The sequence below is a fragment of the Pseudomonas sp. RIT-PI-o genome (assembly GCF_001297215.1).
GTDB lineage: Bacteria > Pseudomonadota > Gammaproteobacteria > Pseudomonadales > Pseudomonadaceae > Aquipseudomonas > Aquipseudomonas moraviensis_A.
In genome coordinates, this window is sequence record NZ_LHPA01000044.1 from 44904 (window position 1) to 65680 (window position 20777).

21 protein-coding genes are annotated in these 20777 nt (G+C 59.6%); 6 read left to right on the forward strand and 15 right to left on the reverse strand.

Annotation, left to right across the window (positions count from 1 at the left end):
- Positions 1–10: 10 nt before the first annotated feature.
- The 11 genes from tssH to tssA all read right to left on the reverse strand — a co-directional run bounded on the left by tssH (position 11) and on the right by tssA (position 11901).
- Positions 11–2668 (reverse strand): type VI secretion system ATPase TssH, encoded by a 2658-nt coding sequence (tssH, locus tag AEQ63_RS24130; RefSeq protein ID WP_064365133.1) that lies wholly within the window; start codon positions 2666–2668, stop codon positions 11–13.
- Positions 2669–2679: 11 nt separating this feature from the next.
- Positions 2680–3687, reverse strand: a complete 1008-nt coding sequence (tssG, locus tag AEQ63_RS24135; RefSeq protein ID WP_056790879.1) for a type VI secretion system baseplate subunit TssG — start codon at positions 3685–3687, stop codon at positions 2680–2682.
- Positions 3651–5438, reverse strand: a complete 1788-nt coding sequence (gene tssF, locus AEQ63_RS24140; RefSeq protein ID WP_042608090.1) for a type VI secretion system baseplate subunit TssF — start codon at positions 5436–5438, stop codon at positions 3651–3653. The genes tssG and tssF overlap by 37 nt, the downstream gene beginning before the upstream one ends.
- Before the next feature lie 69 nt (positions 5439–5507).
- On the reverse strand, positions 5508–5930 hold the full coding sequence (locus AEQ63_RS24145; protein WP_042608089.1) for a hypothetical protein: 423 nt from the start codon (positions 5928–5930) through the stop codon (positions 5508–5510).
- 7 nt (positions 5931–5937) lie between these two features.
- Positions 5938–6351 (reverse strand): hypothetical protein, encoded by a 414-nt coding sequence (locus tag AEQ63_RS24150; protein ID WP_064365134.1) that lies wholly within the window; start codon positions 6349–6351, stop codon positions 5938–5940.
- A 52-nt stretch (positions 6352–6403) separates the two neighbouring features.
- Entirely contained in the window at positions 6404–7333 is a 930-nt protein-coding gene (locus AEQ63_RS24155) for a DUF6402 family protein (protein WP_064365135.1), read from the reverse strand.
- A gap of 12 nt (positions 7334–7345) precedes the next feature.
- The gene (locus tag AEQ63_RS24160; protein ID WP_042608086.1) at positions 7346–7870 is read right to left on the reverse strand and encodes a PAAR domain-containing protein; all 525 of its coding nucleotides are present in this window, start codon (positions 7868–7870) and stop codon (positions 7346–7348) included.
- An 11-nt stretch (positions 7871–7881) separates the two neighbouring features.
- Positions 7882–8289, reverse strand: coding sequence for a type VI secretion system baseplate subunit TssE (gene tssE / locus AEQ63_RS24165; RefSeq protein WP_007920274.1), 408 nt, complete (start codon positions 8287–8289; stop codon positions 7882–7884).
- 9 nt (positions 8290–8298) lie between these two features.
- The gene (tssC, locus tag AEQ63_RS24170) at positions 8299–9774 is read right to left on the reverse strand and encodes a type VI secretion system contractile sheath large subunit (protein ID WP_016772499.1); all 1476 of its coding nucleotides are present in this window, start codon (positions 9772–9774) and stop codon (positions 8299–8301) included.
- A gap of 28 nt (positions 9775–9802) precedes the next feature.
- Complete coding sequence (gene tssB / locus AEQ63_RS24175) at positions 9803–10306, reverse strand: type VI secretion system contractile sheath small subunit (RefSeq protein ID WP_064365136.1); 504 nt, start codon at positions 10304–10306, stop codon at positions 9803–9805.
- Between the two features lie 32 nt (positions 10307–10338).
- Positions 10339–11901 carry a type VI secretion system protein TssA gene (gene tssA, locus AEQ63_RS24180; RefSeq protein WP_064365137.1) on the reverse strand — a complete coding sequence of 521 codons (1563 nt, stop codon included), beginning with the start codon at positions 11899–11901 and terminating at the stop codon, positions 10339–10341.
- Between the two features lie 676 nt (positions 11902–12577).
- Here tssA and AEQ63_RS24185 point away from each other — a divergent pair.
- Positions 12578–12934, forward strand: a complete 357-nt coding sequence (locus tag AEQ63_RS24185) for a hypothetical protein (RefSeq protein WP_064365138.1) — start codon at positions 12578–12580, stop codon at positions 12932–12934.
- A 94-nt stretch (positions 12935–13028) separates the two neighbouring features.
- Here the strand turns inward: AEQ63_RS24185 and AEQ63_RS24190 are convergent, their stop codons facing one another.
- The 3 genes from AEQ63_RS24190 to AEQ63_RS24200 form a co-directional block, all read right to left on the reverse strand.
- Positions 13029–13304, reverse strand: a complete 276-nt coding sequence (locus AEQ63_RS24190) for an HU family DNA-binding protein (RefSeq protein ID WP_003213368.1) — start codon at positions 13302–13304, stop codon at positions 13029–13031.
- A 190-nt stretch (positions 13305–13494) separates the two neighbouring features.
- Complete coding sequence (locus AEQ63_RS24195) at positions 13495–14643, reverse strand: NAD(P)/FAD-dependent oxidoreductase (RefSeq protein WP_064365139.1); 1149 nt, start codon at positions 14641–14643, stop codon at positions 13495–13497.
- A gap of 20 nt (positions 14644–14663) precedes the next feature.
- On the reverse strand, positions 14664–14831 hold the full coding sequence (locus AEQ63_RS24200; RefSeq protein ID WP_016772491.1) for a rubredoxin: 168 nt from the start codon (positions 14829–14831) through the stop codon (positions 14664–14666).
- A gap of 201 nt (positions 14832–15032) precedes the next feature.
- Here AEQ63_RS24200 and AEQ63_RS24205 point away from each other — a divergent pair, with 201 nt between their 5' ends.
- Together AEQ63_RS24205 and ubiA are read left to right on the forward strand one after the other, a co-directional pair.
- Positions 15033–15593: a chorismate--pyruvate lyase family protein gene (locus AEQ63_RS24205; protein WP_064365140.1), complete on the forward strand. Its 561-nt coding sequence runs from the start codon at positions 15033–15035 to the stop codon at positions 15591–15593.
- Positions 15593–16483, forward strand: a complete 891-nt coding sequence (ubiA, locus tag AEQ63_RS24210) for a 4-hydroxybenzoate octaprenyltransferase (protein WP_064365141.1) — start codon at positions 15593–15595, stop codon at positions 16481–16483. The genes AEQ63_RS24205 and ubiA overlap by 1 nt, the downstream gene beginning before the upstream one ends.
- A gap of 112 nt (positions 16484–16595) precedes the next feature.
- Here the strand turns inward: ubiA and AEQ63_RS24215 are convergent, their stop codons facing one another.
- A complete protein-coding gene (locus tag AEQ63_RS24215) occupies positions 16596–16979 on the reverse strand; it encodes a COG4315 family predicted lipoprotein (RefSeq protein ID WP_064365142.1) in 384 nt (127 codons plus the stop codon).
- A gap of 151 nt (positions 16980–17130) precedes the next feature.
- On the opposite strand from AEQ63_RS24215, the gene phoB reads away from it, so the two are divergent.
- From phoB to AEQ63_RS24230, 3 genes are all read left to right on the forward strand, one after another.
- On the forward strand, positions 17131–17820 hold the full coding sequence (phoB, locus tag AEQ63_RS24220; RefSeq protein ID WP_007896474.1) for a phosphate regulon transcriptional regulator PhoB: 690 nt from the start codon (positions 17131–17133) through the stop codon (positions 17818–17820).
- 140 nt (positions 17821–17960) lie between these two features.
- Positions 17961–19247: a phosphate regulon sensor histidine kinase PhoR gene (phoR, locus tag AEQ63_RS24225; RefSeq protein WP_236705283.1), complete on the forward strand. Its 1287-nt coding sequence runs from the start codon at positions 17961–17963 to the stop codon at positions 19245–19247.
- Between the two features lie 123 nt (positions 19248–19370).
- On the forward strand, positions 19371–20711 hold the full coding sequence (locus AEQ63_RS24230; RefSeq protein WP_042608078.1) for a hemolysin family protein: 1341 nt from the start codon (positions 19371–19373) through the stop codon (positions 20709–20711).
- Positions 20712–20777: the final 66 nt, after the last annotated feature.

Sequence of the window (20777 nt, forward strand, 5' to 3'; positions counted from 1 at the left end):
CACGCCCACCTCAGACGAACTCGCAGGTCACGCTGGAGTTGCCGTCGAGCGTGGCATGCACACGCTTGAGGCTTTCGCCGGTCGCCATCGCGTCGAGCAGACGATCAGCCACCAGCGGCAGCACATGCTGATCGAGCAGATGATCGATCAGGCGCGCGCCGCTTTCGCTTTGCGTGCAGCGCTCGGACAGGTGATCGACGAGGTTCTGGCACCAGCTGAATTCCAGCTGACGACGGCTCAGACGCTCGCCGAGACGGCCGAGTTTGATCTCGATCAGCTCGCGCAGCACCGGGCCGCCCACCGGGTAGTACGGCACCACTTTCATCCGCGCCAGCAGCGCCGGTTTGAAGTGCTTGCTGAGCACCGGGCGAATGGTTTCTTCGAGGACTTCGGCGGTCGGCCGTGCGCCGTTTTCGCAGAGGTCGCTGATCTTGTCGCTGCCCAGGTTCGAGGTCATCAGGATCAACGTATTGCGGAAGTCGATTTCGCGACCTTCGCCATCGTTGGCCACGCCTTTGTCGAAGATCTGGTAGAACAGGTTGAGCACGTCCGGATCCGCCTTCTCGACTTCATCGAGCAACACCACCGAATACGGCTTCTGGCGCACGGCTTCGGTGAGCATGCCGCCCTCGCCGTAACCGACGTAGCCCGGCGGTGCACCGATCAGGCGCGAGACGGTGTGTTTCTCCTGGAACTCGGACATGTTGATGGTGGTGATGAAACGGTCGCCACCGTACAGCAGATCAGCCAGGGCTAGCGCGGTTTCGGTCTTGCCGACGCCGCTCGGGCCGACCAGCAGGAACACCCCGACCGGTGCATCCGGTTTGTTCAGACCTGCAGCGGTGGCGCGCATCGAGCGATCCAGCGCGTGCACGGCTTGTTCCTGACCGCGAATGCGGGTGCGCAGATCGGTGGCGAAACTGGCGACCTTGGCGTTGTGCTCGCGGGCCAGTTGCGCCAGTGGCACACCGGTCCAGGCGCTGATCACTTCGGCAACCAGACGCGGACACACTTCGAAGCTGACCAGACGTTCTTTGACTTGCGCGGCAGTCAACGCGGCGTGGGTTTCATGCAGCTGGGCTTCCAGCGCTTCGACGCTCTGGCCTTCTTCAACCTCGGCGACCACGGTTTCAATCACCGTGCCTTCGGCATCTTCTTCCACGCTGACGGTCGGCTCGACGGCTGCGGCTTCGCGGGCCTTGGCCAGTTGCTGACGCAGTTCCAGCAGACGCTCGGCCAGTTCTTTCTGTTCGGTCCAGAGAGTTTCCAGCGCGACCATTTCCTCTTCGGCTTCGTCCAGACGCGCTTCCAGTGCCTCCAGCGCTTCGTGGTCGATCAGCAGACCTGCCTCGGCATCGCGGCGCAGGGCCTGACGCTGACGGCCACCTTCAGCCAGTTCGCCACGCAGGCGCTCTAGGCTTTCCGGGGCGGCGGCGAGGCTGATGCGCACGCGGGCGCACGCGGTGTCGAGGACGTCTACAGCCTTGTCCGGCAGTTGCCGACCGGCCAGGTAACGCGCGGACAATTCAGCGGCGGACACCACCGCGTCATCGCGCAGGTAGATGCCGTGGCTCTTCTCGTAGACCTGGGCCAGACCACGCAGAATGGTCACTGCTTCGCTGACGGTCGGTTCGTGCAATTGCACGGGCTGGAAACGGCGGGCCAGCGCCGGGTCTTTCTCGAAGTATTTCTTGTACTCGGCCCAGGTGGTCGCGGCGATGGTGCGCAGTTCGCCACGGGCCAGCGCCGGTTTCAGCAGGTTGGCCGCGTCTGAGCCGCCAGCATTGCCGCCCGCGCCGATCAAAGTGTGGGCTTCGTCGATGAACAGAATGATCGGTTTTGGCGAGGCTTTGACCTCATCAATCACGCCTTTCAAACGACGCTCGAATTCACCTTTGACGCTGGCGCCGGCCTGCAACAGGCCCATGTCCAGCGACAGCAATTCAACGCCTTTGAGTACCTGCGGCGCTTCACCGGCAGCGATGCGCGAGGCGAGGCCTTCGACGATGGCGGTCTTGCCGACACCGGCCTCACCGACGACGATCGGGTTGTTCTTGCGACGACGGGCGAGGATGTCGACCATCTGCCGGATCGCGCCATCGCGGCACAGCACCGGGTCGAGTTTGCCGTCGCGGGCCTGTTGGGTCAGGTTGTGGGTGAAGCGCTGCAACAGCGATTCGCCCTGCGCCGCCGGTTTGCCATTGGCCGCCGGTTGCTCCTGTTGCGACAGGGCAAATTCTTTCAGGCGATCAATGTTCAGTTTGGCGAGCAGCGGTTGATAGCGGCTGCCGGCATAACGCATCGGATTGCGCAACAAAGCGAGGATCAGCGCGGCGTCTTCGACTTGGGTCTGGCCCAGTTCGAGATTGGCCACCAGCAGTGCGTCTTGCAGCCACTGCACCAGCTCCGGGGCGAACACCGGGTTGCGCGAAGCGCTGTGTTCGACTCGCGATTGCAATGCAGCGGTCAGTTCACCGGCGTCGACGTCAGCATCTTGCAACGCGCGCGACAGCAAGCCGTTCGGGCGCTCGAGCAAGCCCAGCAGCAAGTCTTCGACGAGGATCTTGCTGCCGCCCCGGGCGACGCAACGCTCGGCCGAACGCTCCAGATCACGACGGGTTTCGGCGTCCAGCGCCTGGATGAGTTGTTGCAGGTCTACGTTGATCATGGCTCACGTCCTTAATGAATTTTGCTGCCCAGGGTCACCACGCCGTCCGCTTTTTCGCGGCCCAGCCAACTGGTCCAACCGAGGCGACAGGCGTTCTGCTCACCGATGCGCAGTTCGCGGATTTCTTCCTGGCGCAGAACCAGGCGAATGTCGTAATCGAGCGGGTCACGCAAGGTGAACCGCACCAGCGCGCAGAGCGGCTGGTAGCCGAAACCGATCGGCAGGAATTCATGGAATCGCTGCCAGTCGAGTTCGGTGATGTGAATGCGGAATTTGCCGCTGCGATCGCGCACGTGCTCGCCCAGCACCAGGTCTTCGCCGAGTACGCTGTTGGCGCGGCCCAAACGATTGCGCTGCTCGTCGAGAATTTCCACGCGGCGCTCGATGCACTGCTCGATGACCAGGTCTTCGTGCTTGAAGTAGTAACGCAGCACGGCTTCGATCAGCGCCGCCGAGTGTGCCCGCAAACTGAGCAGGCCGAGGTACGGCAGCAGGCGTTTCCAGTTGAGTTCCTTGGCCTTGCGGATCTCGTCGCCGCCCAGGCCGATCAGCGCAAAAAGTTGCGCCGAGAAGGGATCGATCGCGCCGCTCTGGAAGCTCGCGCGGTAGCGGTACTTGCGCCAGATCGGCAGCATCAGTCGTTGCAGGCGATGGTGGAACAGGTCGAGGAAATTGCGCGTCGGGTTACCGTCTTCGCTGTCGCCCAGCGCCTGCTCGCCGTAGAACGCCGGCAGCGGCGAACCGGAGCCCACCAGGCCGATCAGGTTGAAGCGCATGCGCGCGCGCATCTTGCCGTGTTCTTCGAAAAACTCCACGCGATCAACGTCGCTGCGCGGAAAACCCAGACTCGGGTTGGCCTGGAACTCGACCTGGTCGTACAGATCGTCTTCGCTCAGATGCGGGTGTGCCTCGCGCAGCCGGTCGATCACCAGCAGCACGGCCTGAAACAGCGAGTACTCGCGTATTACCTTGGTCAGCCCGCTTAAAGCAGGGGCTGCAGGCCCATACGTGGTGTCCATTGGTACACCTCTCCCTGTGTGCTTTTTACCCGCAGCTCATGGAATGAATTGAGACTGGCGTAAAGCGCGAAAAACTCGTTGAGAACCGAAGCGAAGACGAACAGGTCGCCTTCGCCGATATAGCCTTCCGGGTCGATGGTCAGTTCGGTGCGCAAACCGCGCACCGGCAGACCGCGATGCAGTCGGTCGACGTGGTGATGCTTGATGTGCTTGAGGCCGCCGAGCAGGCGTTTGCTGACCTTTTCCGCGTGCTGGTCGTAGTAGCGCGGCAGGTCGTAGGTTTCCAGAATCACCTTCAACGCATTGACGTCCGCCAGTGACAGATAGTTAAGCGACATGTTGCTGATCAGCTTCCACAGGAAGTCGCGGTTCAGCGGCGGCGCGAAGCTCGAGGTGGCCGGGGTGATGTTGCGGAAACTGAGGAATTCCGGGGTCTGCTCGCTGGCCATGCAGATGTCGCCGAGCTTGAGCTTTTTCGGCAGGTTCTGGTTGGTGCACATCAGCTCGATCGACAGCGTTTCGTGGGCTTCGGTGTGGCGGATGCCGAAGCTCAGGTAAGTGTCGAGGCCGTCATGCAACAAGGACGAGCGCTGGCGAATGCTGTAATGCGGACGGCTGTTGGGCACGTCGAAACTCGGGTCGTGCTCGAAGGATTCGAACGGCACGTATTCCTGATAACCGAGGCCGCCGGGCTTCCAGCCAGTGACGGTTTCCACCGAGAACACACCGCAGTTTTCCAGGTCGTATTCCGCCGGCAGCAACAGGTATTCGTCCTGCTTGCCGTCGAGACGGATCGGCAGTGCGTCGTGCTCGAACAGATTGACGATCGGCGTGCAGAACAGCTTCACGTTATCGAGGGTCGGACGCATGCGCATGATGCCGCTCTTGCGAATGTCGAAACGCAATTCGAGGCCGCGCATCTGCTTGAGCGTGTCTTCCGGCAGCGCCTTGAGAATGTCCAGACCGTTGACGTCGACGAACAGGAACTTGTCCTGGAAGGCGAAGTATTCCTGCAGGTAGCGATAGCCACGGAAGGTGTTCAGCGGATACGGGATCAACGCTTCTTCTTCGGCAAAGCCCACCGGTTTCACCCGGTCACCGGGAATCTTGAACGCCATCGGCTTGCCGCTGACGCCATCAATCGCCTTGCCGGCGCCGTCGAGCGGGATCAGCTCGATGCCGTCGAGGTTGCGCAGCAGGCTCAGATAAAGCATCTGGCTGATGTAGCGCTCGCCGGCGAAGTGCAGGCGCAATTTGCTCAGCTCCAGTTCACCGAGATGGCCGTCGGCGCTCATTTCCAGACGCAGGCTGAGCAGCGAGCCGTCGCCTTTCACCGAATAATTCAGCGCAGCCAGATCCAGTGGCAGCACTTCGGTCGGGTAGCAGGTGCGGAAGCGGCAGCGCACGTCATCGATCGGCTTGCTCTCGATCGGCGTATCGCGCTCAACCAGCAGCGCCGGGCCGGAACGCTTGAGCGGATCAAACTGCAGAATGCTGAACGCCGGCAGCGGGCGCATGTAGTTCGGCCACAGCAGCTGCATCAGCGAATGGCTGAGCTCCGGCAGCTCGTCATCGAGCTTCTGCCGCAGGCGCCCGGTGAGAAACGCAAAGCCTTCGAGCAACCGCTCCACATCCGGATCCCGCCCGGCCTGCCCCAGATACGGCGCCAACGCCGGACTACGCTCGGCGAAACGGCGACCGAGTTGGCGCAGTGCGGTGAGTTCGCTTTGGTAGTAGTGGTTAAAGGACACGGGGTACCTGCCTGGTAATGGAGCTCATGGAATTACCGACCTGTGAATTACGTTCAACGCCCGACTTGGTCATTGGATTGCACCTGCAGGCCGACTTGGCTGAATGCGACCTGTGATGTTTCGCAAAGCCCAGCGCAACTCGATGACTTGAGTGGTGAGGATCGCCAGCAACGTGACGCAACCTTGGGCCACGCCGTAGAACAGGGCTCTTAACGGGTTGTCGGGTAGCATCCAGAGCAGGATGAAGCCCACCATCAGAAAAAGGATGACCAGCTTGGCAACCAGATTTGGAGTCAGCGCAACGATCAGATTGACGCCCAGAAAAATGTAAAACAGTGAGTAAGTCGCAATTCCGATGGCGACGCCATGGGAGGTAAATCCGCCGTTAAAAAGCTTGTAAGCATGCACAACCGCGTAATTCAAAAATGCATAAGCCACGCATCCGAGGGCGTGGGTTAATAAACATAGGTCGAGACGGACGTAGCTGTTCATACTGCTATCAGTTTTCCAGAATCTCGTAGGGTGTATTACTGATGAAAATATTCAGCCAGCTTTCTTCCCATTGCGGCATGGAAATTACAAAAGCCTTATCTTTCTTTTCGAAGGAGATCCAAGTAATTCCAACCTCAGCATCATCTTCAAATGTACGCATATCCAATGACTGAGTATCATACAGCGGGGTTCGATATACCTTTTCTGGCTCTTTTGAATCGATAACTCTTAAATACGCCATACCACCAAGCATGAAGATCCTGCCGACACGTACATTCTCAATTGTGTAGCGGCCCGAGGGACTAGCTGTAGTTGTACTTGCAGGATAATCCAGCATTGCGTTCAAGCAATAAACGAGCAATGCAATAAACACCAAGAGCAAACTGATAGGCACTAGCCATTTCTTTTTAAGCGTAGTCATTTTTTCGCCACACCCAGTTCGACAGCGGATTGTACACGAGTAAAAATGCGCATCATTTATTCCAAACATTAATAACTGTCACGGGAACGTTTTGATATTGAACATCAGACAAAACCTGGAAATCACCGCCTTTTTTAAATTCCATCCGATATTTTACAAAGTGAGAATTTGTAATATAGAAATAACGCGAGCTTTCTATTTCCCTAAACATCGCCTGAGAATCTTCCGCACTGATATAGGGGTTTGAAGCGATGTCTGACTTCATCTGCGCTGCACCGGTATTTGCGGTGGCCGCATAGGCAGGGTTGGCTATACCATCAAAGTTCCAGAACCCCAATGGCTGACTGAAATTGTCATCCGGTGAGTCATTGAAGTCATACGCGTCCTCAGCATAAAACCCAATTCGCTCCACAAACAGCTGAATGCTATCTACGGAAATCACCAGTTTTCCTTCTGGAAATACGCGGACATTAAAGTTTGCCAGCGCAGCTCGCAACTCATCAGTCTTGTCTATCAGGCCAAATTTAACTGCTCGACTATTACTGTATCCAAACTCTTCAACCTTCCTGGCGCTCGCAAACTTAAAAGGATAGACACCCGGCGCCGAGCCAAGATACTTATCTTTAATCTTCTTGCTTATATTATTACGACCTGCAGTATTATCCCAAGCAGACTTAAGCTCTTCAATGACAGCTTTCGCAGGTTCAAACTGCATCAACCAGTCCATTTTTACGATAGTGTCATTCACGTAGGCGATGTCAGCAAGAGCAATATGGTCTTTGACCTCTTTACTCATCGCACCATCGGCGGTTGGCCATGGCGCGCCATCAAACCAGTGGCGCATAAGCTTCGCAGCAACTGGCCATTTCATCTTATCCATCGCATCAGGTATATCTGTGATTTTGAATTGACGGACAGCTGCAGACTTACCAGTTTGGTTACTGGCCGGCGTCAGACTTGATGCTATTTTCGTATCCGCCATAACAAAATCCTTTTATCCAATTACGACTTCAGATTGCTGTTCAATAGTCAACTCATAGGACTCCGCTATAGAGGACGAGATTTTTTGCGTCTTCCCGTCGGCTCCCGTGACCCCACTGATAACTTTCCCCGAGGCTGTTTTGAAGCTGTATGCCACTCCCGCCAGTGGCTTCCCAGAGTCCTGACAATTGATGACGTAGTGCTCGTTAAACGGCCATTTGATCTCCACCGGCAACGGCGGAACAAACGGCGCTGGCGAATGCGAATTGCCAATAATCACCGTCCCGGACCCAGCCGTAACCTTGTTGCCATGGGTCCCCACCGAATCAACCGTGGCGGCCGGTTTGCCGTTGATCAAAACGGTAGTGGCAAGGTCGCCGACCAGCGCACCACCACACGCCGAGGCATCGCCTTGGCGGGCGGCCGCGAGGCCGTCGAAGAATACGTCGCCGGAACCGGCGGCGATCGGGTTGGTGCCGTGGCCGGGGAGCGGGCAAGCGGTGGGGTCGGATACGCGTGCTGCGGGTTTGCCAGACATCGGGGATCTCCTTAAGTGACCTTGACTTGACCGCTGCCATCCAGGCGCGCGGAAAAACTGACCTGACGCTTGAAACCCTCGACTTCCAGCAGGCCTTCGATACTGAAGGCCAGGCGCAGTTGATCGTGGTCACGCGGCAGGGAAATGACACGCACATTGCTCAGGCGTGGCTCGTAGGCTTCGATGAAGTTTTCGATAGCCAGACGGGCCTGACTCAGGGAGTCGTGCAGGCTCAGACGCATGTCATTGAGATCGGGCAACCCGTAGTCGGCGAGCGTTTGCACGCTGCCGGCCCGGGTGCTGAGCATTTTGGCCAGATGGGCAGCCACTGACGCCATGGCACAAGCCTCAAGGCTGTTGCCCTTGCGTAGTTGTGCGTCGCCATTGAGGCGTTCGAACAGGCTGCCGTATCCGTCCATGAGTCGCTCTTACTCTTTGTCCAGCTTGCCAACCAGCGACAGGGTGAAATCGGCACCCATGTACTTGAAGTGCGGACGCACGTTCAAGCTCACGCGGTACCAGCCCGGCTCGCCTTCAACGTCGCTGACGATCACTTGCGCAGCGCGCAGCGGACGACGGCCACGCACTTCGGCGCTCGGGTTTTCCTGGTCGGCAACGTACTGACGGATCCACTTGTTCAGTTCCAGCTCGAGGTCGGTACGCTCTTTCCACGAACCGAGTTGCTCGCGCTGCAGCACTTTCAAGTAGTGAGCCAGGCGGTTGACGATCATCATGTACGGCAGTTGGGTGCCGAGCTTGTAGTTCAGCTCTGCCGCCTTGCCTTCTGCGCTGATGCCGAAGAACTTCGGCTTCTGCACCGAGCTTGCGGAGAAGAACGCCGCGTTGTCGGAGCCTTTGCGCATGGTCAGGGAGATGAAGCCTTCCTCGGCCAGTTCGTATTCACGACGGTCGGAAACCAGTACTTCGGTAGGAATCTTGGTTTCGATTTCACCCATGCTTTCGAAGTGGTGCAGAGGCAGATCCTCAACCGCGCCACCGCTCTGCGGGCCGATGATGTTCGGGCACCAGCGGAATTTGGCGAAGCTGTCGGTCAGCTTGGTACCGAACGCGTAGGCCGTGTTGCCCCACAGGTAGTGCTCGTGGCTGTTGGCAACGGTTTCCTTGTACACGAACGATTTGACCGGGTTTTCTTCCGGATCGTACGGGTTACGCAGCAGGAAACGCGGCACGGTCAGGCCAACGTAACGGGAGTCTTCCGAGGTACGGAAGCTCTGCCATTTGGCGAATTGCGGGCCTTCGAAGTGGTCTTTCAGATCTTTCAGATCCGGCAGGCCGGTGAAGCTTTCCAGGCCGAAGAATTTCGGGCCGGCGGCAGCGATGAACGGCGCGTGGGACATGCACGAAACGCTGGCCACGTACTGCATCAGCTTGACGTCTGGCGAGCTTGGCGACATGTAGTAGTTGGCGATGATCGCGCCCACCGGCTGACCACCGAACTGGCCGTATTCAGCGGTGTAGATGTGCTTGTACAGGCCCGACTGCATGACTTCCGGCGAATCTTCGAAATCGTCCAGCAGGTCTTCTTTCGAGACGTTGAGGATTTCGATTTTGATGTTTTCGCGGAAGTTGGTGCGGTCGACCAGCAACTGCAGGCCACGCCACGACGATTCCAGTGCCTGGAAATCCGGGTGGTGCAGGATCTCGTCCATCTGACGGCTGAGCTTGGCATCGATCTCGGCGATCATGCGGTCAACCATGGCCTTCTTGACCGGCTCACCGTTGTTCTGCGGCTTGAGCAGCTCTTCGATGAACGCCGACACGCCGCGTTTGGCGATGTCGTAGGCTTCGTCGTCCGGAGTCAGACGGGTTTCGGCGATGATGCTGTCGAGAATGCTGTATTCGCCGCTGGCGGCGCTCTTCTCTTGTGCTGCGCTAGTGCTCATTGTGTTGGCTTCCTTGGCTACTGGAGTCTCAGGCGTCCGGGGCTGCGGCGTTCAGGCCCAGCTCACCGAGTACGCGACCGCGGGATTCGTCGTCGGCGAGCACGCCTTCGATCGCTTTACGGAACGCAGGTGCGTTACCCAGCGGGCCTTTGAGGGCCACCAGCGCATCGCGCAGTTCCATCAGTTTTTTCAGCTCAGGCACTTGCTCGACCAGGCTGGCCGGGTTGAAGTCCTTCATCGAATTGACGCGCAGTTGCACGCCCAGCTCTTCAGTGCTGCCTTCTTCCTGCAGACGGTTCGGCACGTTCATCGTCAGGCTGAGCTCTTGCTTGGCCAGCACTTCGTCGAAGGTCATCTTGTCGATGCTGATCGGCTTGCGATCTTCGATCTTGCGCTCGTCCTTGCGGTGGGTGTAGTCACCGATTGCCAGCAGTTTCAGCGGCAGTTCAATCTCTTCCTGAGCACCGCCGGTGGCGGGTTTGAAGGTGACGTTGATGCGTTCCTTGGGGGCTACCGAGCCTTCTTTGGCCATGGCTTTTCTCCTTGCGGTTGTGGCCCTGGGGCCTATTCGAGTACCACTTCGAGGTCGAGGTGGCACAGCCTGCGATAAATCTCTTCCTTGCGTTCACGTACGGCATGGTTCTGCGGCAACAACTCGCAGCAACTGTGCAGCAGGTGCAGCACTTGCAATGCAAGCTCCGGCTCCCAGGCGTGCAGGCCTGAGTCCAGTAATGTCTGATCGAGGGTTTCGAGCTGGTTCTTGGCCAGTTCGTATTTCTTGGCCAGGAAGCACAGCCGCGCGAGGGCGAACTGCCAGAAAAAGCGTTCGCGCCCGCCGAAGGCTGATTGCAGACCCTGCTTGAGAATCTGCACGGCGGGTTTCAAACCTTCCTTGCGCAGGATCGGCTGGACGTCCTCGAGGGCTTTTTCCCAGGCCGGCTGGGTTTCGACGTTTTCGCTTTCGACCTTGCGCGGCGCGCTGGCGCTTTGCAGGTGCGGCATGACGTTGGCGGCGATCCACGCCCGGGTGGACGGATCGGCGAACGGCGCGCCGTCATGGAAGCGCAGCTCGATGATGCCCGGCAGGCGCTGAATCAAAAGCGCGAAGTGGATTTCCACTTCGCGCATGGCCAGCTCGGCGTTGAGGTTCTGCAGACATTCCCAGACCATCCTCTGGCCATCGAACCAGAACGGCGCCTTCGCCAGGCTCGCCTCCAGTTCCACCAGCAGGTCGGCGTATTTACCCTGATCGAAGCGGTCCTGATAGAGCTTGAGCTTTTCCAGCGGCAGGCCGCGCAGTACGGTGATCTGCTCGGCGTTGCGCTCGGGCACCGCATCAATGGTCATCCACAGCAGCGTACGGTTCAGGCGCAGGGCGCGCAGGTCGGTGGCCTTCTGCTTGAGCCACCAGGCGCACAACGGACGGGCGCTTTCCTGCTGCGCGCGCAGGGCTTTGTGCGCATCGCGTTCGTTGTCGATCGGCGCACCGGGGGCGAGCAATTGACTCGCGGCCTGCTTGACCTGCGCCACCGCCGCACCCACCACGCCGGGGGCCGGCTGGTTGTCGGCTGCGCGCTGGATCATGGTTTTCAGGCGACGGGAGATCGGCAGCAGCAGCGGCGCGTCATCGCCCAGATGTTCGGTGCAGGCAGCCTCGAGGCCGGCCAGGTGCTCAGAGAGCTGCCGGAACATCGGCAACTGCTCTTTGATCGCAATGTTTTCGGTGATGACCTGCTCGAGACGCGGCACCAGCCAGCCGATCGCGGCGGCGCGGGTGCGGGGTTTGAGCGGGTGGACGTCGGCCCAGTGATTTTCCGACAGATGGTGCAGCAGACCGAGGCCGGCGAGCAGCCCCGGAAAGGATTCGCGCTGATACAGCGACCACGTCAGCCAGGCGCCGACACGCAGATCCTTGGATTGGGTACGCAGCAGGTTTTCGCTGTTTTCGCGGATTTTCAGCCAGTCGATCTGCCCGCTTTCGTGCATCGACGAAGCCTTGGCCAGCTCACTTTCCAGCGCCTCGAATTCGCTCGAGAAACGAACGTCTTCGCCCGCGAAATTCTCTTTGGAAACAGAGACTTTTGCGAGTTCGAGGTAATGGGCGGAAAGTTTGCTTGAGTAGGACATCCATGGCCTTTAGTAAGGATTACAGTCAGACGCGCGAATGGAGTTCAGCAACGCGGGACAGTATCGAAGAGCAGTGAAGCGACTCATCCAATTGAGATGTGCTCTTTCAAGTGGGCGCATCGTAATCACTATGATGGCCACTAGCAAGCATCTGATTAAACAACAAGACGAAGTGTTCAGTGGGCTCTGTAGGAGATCGCCCTATATGTCACAGGGGTTTCCCTGAGGCCGCTTATTAATCAGCGCATTTTCCCTGCTCCCGCCAAACCATTGACCCAGAGCCTCCCGCGGTAGCCGGGCGAGTTTACCGGACGCTCGCATCCTCGAGCGGCGTGCAGCATGCCAAATTCAAAAAAAATAGAAGTAGGACACTTCCGAATGACTAACGGCATATTTCAACCAATCGTTCGCGACAACGAGCAGTTCAAAAAGTGCCATCACAATGATGGCATCTTGCTTATTGAAACTTCATTCTGCAACAAATACGCCCTCGCATTGCAACGTCGATAGTTATCGGTGCGGCTTTTTTATAAGCTATCGCACTTAATGGCGGGAAATACTCTGATAAAAGACAGGGATAATTCTTACAAAGATTCATATCTTGCAGGGGATTGGCTCCGGAGCCGGGCACAAGCAAATCCCCCCCTCATGAAACGCAGGTCAGGAGCTTTAACTCATGGAATTGAAACCTCTGTTTTTCGCAGCGCTCATGTGGCTGCCCATCACCCAGGCGTCAGCGCAAACCCCACCATTGGACGGCCATTATTATCTGACCGGCGCAATGGAAATGGGCGCTGAGTTGCTATTGCGCAAGGACGGGACGTTTGACGCGGGTATGGCGTATGGCAGTGCCGATGGTTTTGCCAAAGGCACCTGGAAAGTAGAGAACCAGACAGTGTGGCTGAAAAGCCAGACCAAACCCGCTTCCGACAGTGATCTGGGCGGGCTGTTCCAGGACCTGCAATTGGCAATCGAACCAAACTGTCTGGCCGTGGATTTCGGCAACGGCAAGGCTTGCTTCCGCCGCCAGTAAGTCATCAGGCAACCACAAAAAATGGGCACCCGACCGCAATCGGTGTGCCCATTTTTTTGCGGTTCTCCCCGTTATTCAGGGAAGTACGCCGCCATCAAGGATTGACGCTGTCTTTCAACGATTTGCCTGGCTTGAACGCAACGGTGTTGCTGGCCTTGATCTTGACCGGTTCGCCGGTTTGCGGATTTTTGCCGGTGCGAGCGCCGCGGTGGCGTTGCAGGAAGGTGCCGAAGCCGACCAGCGTCACGCTGTCCTTGCGGTGCAGGGCGCCGGTGATTTCTTCGAGGACGGCGTTGAGGACGCGGTTGGCCTGTTCTTTGGTCAGGTCTGCCTTTTCGGCGATTGCAGCGGCGAGTTCTGGTTTACGCATTAGTGAAGCCCCTTTGACGGTTTTTTGTTGTTATGTCCGTGCTGTTCTCGTTGGAACAGCGCCCAAGGCGCCGCAGGCTCTACTCTGCGGCAGACGGGAGTGAGAATGGCACGCCGCCAACGGCGGCGCCAGTCTCCCCAAGAGCTTTGTCGGGGCAAAAGAGCGGTGATTACGACAGAACGACCGGCATTTACGCCAGCAGCGGCGGCAGCTGTTTGTTCAAGGCCAGTTTTTCCATGACGGCCGCCCCAGTCAGGGCGTAACCGAGCAACCGACCGTCGGCACTGTGGCATAGCGCTTTGATGTCGGCGCCCTGCCCTTCGACGCTCCATACACCTTCGCTGCCCCGTGGCGGCGGCGACACCACCAGCGGGCATACCGGGGTTTTCACGGTGATCGGCATCGGCCCGTAACTGACCGCGGTCGGGTTTCCGGCGAGGGTTTGCGCCAGCGCCCGAGCGCAACTCATCAGCGGCATCACGTAGAGCAGATTGAGCCCATCGACTTCGGCGCAGTCGCCCAAGGCGAAGATGTTGGCGTGGGAAGTCTTCAGGTAACGATCGACCATCACACCGCGATTGATCTGCACGCCGGCAGCCGCCGCCAGATCGATGCGTGGGCGCAGGCCGATCGCCGAGACGACCACATCGCACGGGATGATCTGGCCGTCGGACAGGTGTGCTTCCAGGCCATCGGTGACTTTCTCCAGCCGGGTCAGCACCGGGCCGAGGTGAAACTTTGCCCCGATACTTTCCAGCCCGGCCTGCACGGCGGCCGCAGCGGCGGGATGCAAGAGCATCGGCATGACCTGCTCGCACGGCGCGACCAATTGCACCTCGTAGCCGCCAAGGATCAGGTCATTGGCAAATTCGCAGCCAATCAGCCCCGCCCCCAGCAACAACACCCGACGCTTGCCCGCCGCGGCGGCACGAAAGCGCGCGTAGTCTTCGAGATCGTTGATCGGAAACACCAGATCGCTGCCGTCGCCTTCGATCGGTACGCGCACGGTTTCCGCACCCCAGGCAAGGACCAGGTCGCGATAGGGCACGGCTTCTTCGCCGATCCACAAGCGTTTATGGCCGGCGTCGATGCCGCTGATGCGCGTGTGGGTGCGCACTTCGGCCTTCAACTGCTCGGCCATGGCGCCGGGTTCGGCCATGCTCAGGCCGTCGGCGTCCTTGTTCTTGCCGAAACCGGTGGAGAGCATCGGCTTGGAGTAAGAGCGGCCGTCATCGGCGGTGATCAGCAACAGCGGGGTTTCGCTGTCGAGCTTGCGAAACTCCCGGGCCAGGTTATAGCCCGCAAGCCCGGTGCCGATGATGACGACTGGTGCGCTCATGCCTTACTCCTTGTGTGTTTTCAGTTGATTTCGATCATTTCGAAGTCCATTTTGCCGACGCCGCAGTCGGGGCACAGCCAGTCTGCCGGTACGTCTTCCCAGCGGGTGCCCGCCGCGATGCCGTCATCCGGCCAGCCATCGGCTTCGTTATAGATCAGGCCACAGACGATACATTGCCACTTCTTCATTCAGGTACTTCCTCAGGGTTCAGGCGTAGTGCCGGCGCGGACGGTCGATGGGCGCTGCGCTGCCATCCGGCTCAGGGCGTTTTGTACTGAGGGTGCCGGGCAGATGCAAGCCTGTTCGGCGCAACGGCGGCCGGCGCCACTCGATCTTGTCGCCCGCCATGGTAAGCTCGGCGCCTCATTTGCGGCCAATAATGACTCATTGTGCAACATTCAAATGCCTGCCCCGCCCCGCTCTGGCTGAGCCAGAACCGCCTGACGCCCCGCCCCGATCCGCTGACCCTCGACTGGCTGTTCGACGAAGGTTCGCTGACCCGCCGTCTGACCCGTTTGTCCGAGGATGGCTTCAGCGTGTCGCCGTTGTTCGAAGGCTGGGACACCCTGCGCGCTGACGAATGCACAGCGCTGGATCTGGCCGAGGGCAGCGAAGGCTGGGTGCGTGAGGTGTATCTGCGCGGTCATGGCGAAGCCTGGGTGTTTGCCCGCAGCGTCGCCTCGCGCGAGGCCCTGCAAGGCGATGGGCTGCACATGGATGAACTGGGCAGCCGCTCGTTGGGCGAATTGCTGTTTTGCGATCAGGCGTTCCAGCGTCGCGCGATTGAAGTCTGCCACTACCCTGAACAATGGCTGCCGTCAGCGGTGAGAGCCCCTGAGCTGTGGGGCCGGCGTTCGCGTTTCGATCGTGGCGCGCTGAGCGTGCTGGTCGCGGAAATCTTCCTGCCGAGCCTGTGGGACGCCGCCCGCGCCCACCCGGAGAACTGCTGATGTATCAGAGCCTGCTCAAGTCCCTCAACCGTCTGAACCCGCGCGCCTGGGATTTCGTTCAGTTGACGCGCATGGACAAGCCGATCGGTATTTACCTGCTGCTGTGGCCGACGCTGTGGGCACTGTGGATCGCCGGCAAGGGTTCGCCGTCGCTGGCCAATATCGTCATCTTCGTCCTCGGCGTAGTGCTGACCCGCGCCGGCGGCTGCGTGATCAATGACTGGGCCGACCGCAAGGTCGACGGCCACGTCAAACGCACCGCACAACGGCCGCTGGCCAGCGGCCGGATCAGTTCAAAAGAAGCGCTGGTGTTCTTCGCCGTGCTGATGGGCATCAGTTTTCTGCTGGTGCTGTGCACCAACGCGCCGACCATCTGGCTGTCGCTCGGCGGTCTGGCGCTGGCGTTCACTTATCCGTTCATGAAGCGCTACACCTACTACCCGCAAGTGGTGCTGGGCGCGGCGTTTTCCTGGGGCATGCCCATGGCCTTCACCGCCGAGACCGGCGAGCTGCCAGCGGCGGCGTGGCTGCTGTGGATCGCCAATCTGCTGTGGACGGTGGGTTACGACACTTATTACGCGATGACCGACCGCGATGACGACCTGAAGATCGGCGTGAAATCGACGGCGATTCTGTTTGGCGAGGCCGATCGAGTGATCATCCTCAGCTTGCAGGCGCTGTCGCTGGGCTGCCTGGTCCTGGCCGGGTCAAAGTTCGAACTGGGCGTCTGGTTCCACCTTGGCTTGCTGGTGGCGGCCGGGTGTTACGGGTGGGAATTCTGGTACACCCGCAGCAAGGACCGCATGCGTTGCTTCAAGGCGTTTTTGCACAATCACTGGGCCGGGTTGGCGATTTTTGTCGGGATCGTGCTGGATTACGCACTGCGCTAAATACAACCCCTGTAGGAGTGAGCCTGCTCGCGATAGCGGTGTGTCAGTTGACGAAAGCATCGACTGACACACCGCTATCGCGAGCAGGCTCACTCCTACAAGGGGACCGTGGTTATTTGGCTTTGGCGACTTTCCAAGCGCCGTCCATTTTGCCGTCGCCGGTCATGTCACCGGCCTTCTTGTCCATCACGAAGGTGTACAGCGGCATGCCCTGGTAGGCCCACTGCATCGAACCGTCATCACGTTTGATCACTGTCCAGTCGCCCATGGATTTATCGCCGGCCTCAGCCTTCAGCGGTGGCCAATTCGCCGCGCATTTGTCGTTGCAGGCAGATTTGCCAGCGGAGTCCTTGGCGAAGGTGTACAGGGTCATGCCCTTGTGATCGGTGTACATGCCGTCCTTCTCCATCGCCGGATCGGCAGCCATTGCCAGTCCCGGCAATGTCAGGGCGGCGGCCATCAGCAGGGCTTTGAAAGAAGCAGTCATCTGAGTCATGGAAACCTTCTTTTGTGGTTGTCAGGATTCGGACTTAGAGCTTAGTCGAGGATGCGGACAAATGTTGCCGGCCTGAAATACTGTCACACGACTGCAATAATTCCGTTATCTAATGCGGCGCAAGACAGTTAAATGACAAGAGGATTAACCCATGGTTGGCAGGAGCATTCTGATCGTCGACGACGAAGCGCCCATTCGCGAAATGATCGCCGTGGCGTTGGAAATGGCCGGCTATGACTGCCTCGAGGCAGAGAACTCGCAGCAGGCCCACGCCATCATCGTCGACCGCAAGCCGGACCTGATCCTGCTCGACTGGATGCTGCCCGGTACCTCGGGCATCGAACTGGCCCGACGCCTCAAGCGTGACGAGCTGACCGGGGATATCCCGATCATCATGCTCACCGCCAAGGGCGAAGAAGACAACAAGATCCAGGGCCTGGAAGTCGGCGCCGACGATTACATCACCAAACCGTTTTCCCCCCGTGAACTGGTCGCCCGCCTCAAAGCCGTGCTGCGCCGCGCCGGCCCGACCGATGGCGAAGCGCCGATCGAAGTCGGCGGCCTGCTGCTCGACCCGATCAGCCACCGCGTGACCATCGACGGCAAACCCGCCGAGATGGGCCCGACCGAATACCGTCTGCTGCAATTCTTCATGACCCATCAGGAACGCGCCTACACCCGTGGCCAGTTGCTCGATCAGGTTTGGGGCGGCAACGTCTATGTCGAGGAGCGCACCGTCGACGTGCATATCCGCCGCCTGCGCAAGGCCCTCGGCGACGCCTACGAAAATCTGGTACAAACCGTGCGCGGCACCGGCTACCGCTTCTCCACAAAAGCGTAAAAAAGCAGCTGCAAGCTTCCAGCTACAAGCGGCAAATGAAAGCCGATCCGTTTTAGCCTGGAGCTTGCGGCTTGAAACTTGAAGCTGCGGCTAAGGACGCCCTCGTGAATCAAAACTGGCATGGCACCCTGATTCGCCACATGCTGTTGCTGGTCACCGCCTGCCTGGTGATCGGCCTGATCACCGGCTATTACGGCTGGAGCCTCGCGGCCGGCCTGGGTCTCTATCTGGCCTGGACGCTCAAGCAATTGCTGCGTCTGCACGAATGGCTGCGCCAGCACCAGCCCGACGAAGCGCCGCCCGATGGCTATGGTCTGTGGGGCGAGGTGTTCGACAGCATCTACCACCTGCAACGTCGCGACCAACGGGTGCGCGGGCGCCTGCAAGCGGTGATCGACCGGGTGCAGGAATCCACCGCTGCGCTGAAAGACGCGGTGATCATGCTCGACAGCGACGGCAATCTGGAATGGTGGAACCGCGCCGCCGAAACCCTGCTCGGCCTGAAGACTCCGCAGGACAGCGGCCAACCGGTGACCAACCTGGTGCGGCACCCGCGCTTCAAGGAGTATTTCGAGCAGGACAGCTTCGCCGAGCCGCTGGAGATTCCCTCGCCGACCAATGATCGGGTGCGCATTCAGCTGTACCTGACCCGCTACGGCAACAATGAACACCTGATGCTGGTCCGCGATGTCACGCGCATCCATCAGTTGGAACAGATGCGCAAGGATTTCATCGCCAACGTCTCCCATGAGTTGCGCACCCCGCTGACAGTGATCTGCGGCTACCTGGAAACCCTGCTCGACAATGTCGAAGAAGTGAACCCGCGCTGGGGCCGTGCCCTGCAGCAGATGCAGCAACAGGGCGGGCGCATGCAGACGCTGCTCAACGATTTGTTGCTGTTGGCCAAGCTGGAAGCCACCGATTACCCGTCGGACAACCAGCCGGTGCAGATCGACACGCTGCTGCAGTCGATCACCAGCGATGCGCAGCAGTTGTCCGGCGCGAAAAACCAGCGCATCACCCTGGAAGCCGACGCCCGCCTGGTGCTCAAGGGCAGCGAGGCCGAACTGCGCAGTGCGTTTTCCAATCTGGTGTTCAACGCGGTCAAGTACACCCCGGCCGAGGGCAACATCCGCATCCGCTGGTGGGGCGACGAGCAGGGCGCGCACCTCAGCGTGCAGGATTCCGGCATCGGCATCGACAGCAAACACCTGCCGCGCCTGACCGAGCGCTTCTACCGTGTGGACTCCAGTCGCAACTCCAACACCGGCGGCACCGGCCTCGGCCTGGCCATCGTCAAGCACGTGTTGTTGCGCCACCGCGCGCGCATGGAGATCAGCAGCGTGCCCGGCCACGGCAGCACGTTCACCTGCCATTTCGCCCCGGCCCAGGTGGCCAGCGCACGGGCCATCAGCGCCACCGAGTGACGCCGCCCGGCACGCGCCACTAGGCAATCGCCCGGTCAGCCGCTACATTGGCTGACTTGTGCCTGCCTTTCAGGCGCTGTCTGTCCCTACTTTCGAATCACACGGAACCCGCAAAACTCCATCATGGACCCTTCCCCTGGCTTGTCCCTCGCAACAATATTCGCCGATTTCGGCATGATCCTTTTTGCTCTGATCCTGGTTTTGCTCAACGGCTTTTTCGTTGCGGCGGAATTCGCCATGGTCAAACTGCGCTCGACCCGGGTCGAGGCCATCGCTGAACAGAACGGCTGGCGCGGACACATCCTGCGCACCGTGCACAGTCAGCTCGATGCCTACCTGTCGGCGTGCCAGCTCGGCATCACCCTCGCCTCCCTCGGCCTGGGCTGGGTCGGTGAGCCGGCGTTCGCGCACATTCTCGAGCCGCTGCTGAGCGCCATCGGTGTCGACTCGCCCGAGGTCGTCAAAGGCGTGTCGTTCTTCACCGCGTTCTTCATCATTTCGTACCTGCACATCGTCGTCGGTGAGCTGGCGCCAAAGTCGTGGGCGATCCGCAAACCCGAGCTATTGTCGCTGTGGACGGCGGTGCCGCTGTACCTGTTCTACTGGGCCATGTACCCGGCAATCTACCTGCTCAACGCCAGCGCCAACGCGATTCTGCGTATCGCAGGGCAAGGCGAACCCGGCCCGCACCATGAACACCATTACAGCCGCGAAGAACTGAAACTGATCCTGCACTCCAGCCGTGGTCAGGATCCGAGCGATCAGGGCATGCGCGTACTGGCCTCGGCGGTGGAAATGGGCGAGCTGGAAGTCGTCGACTGGGCCAACTCTCGCGAAGACCTGATCACCCTCGAATTCAACGCGCCGCTGAAGGAAATCCTGGCGATGTTCCGTCGCCACAAGTTCAGCCGGTACCCGGTGTACGACAGCGAGCGCCAGGAGTTCGTCGGTCTGCTGCACATCAAGGATCTGCTGCTGGAACTGGCGGCGCTGGATCACATTCCCGAGTCGTTCAACCTCGCCGAGCTGACCCGCCCACTGGAGCGCGTGTCGCGACACATGCCGCTGTCGCAGTTGCTGGAGCAGTTCCGCAAGGGCGGCTCGCACTTTGCCGTAGTCGAGGAGGCTGACGGCAACATCATCGGCTACCTGACCATGGAAGACGTGCTGGAAGTGCTGGTCGGCGACATTCAGGACGAACACCGCAAGGCTGAACGCGGCATTCTCGCCTATCAACCGGGCAAGCTGCTGGTACGGGGTGATACGCCGTTGTTCAAGGTCGAGCGCCTGCTCGGCATCGATCTGGATCACATCGAAGCGGAAACCCTCGCCGGGCTGGTCTACGAAACCCTGAAACGGGTGCCGGAAGAGGAAGAAGTGCTGGAAGTCGAAGGCCTGCGGATCATCATCAAGAAGATGAAAGGGCCGAAGATTGTTTTGGCCAAGGTGTTGATGCTGGATTGAGTGCAATGCGGGAAACCGCGTTGCCTGCCAAAAGATCGCAGCCTTCGGCAGCTCCTACAGGGATCG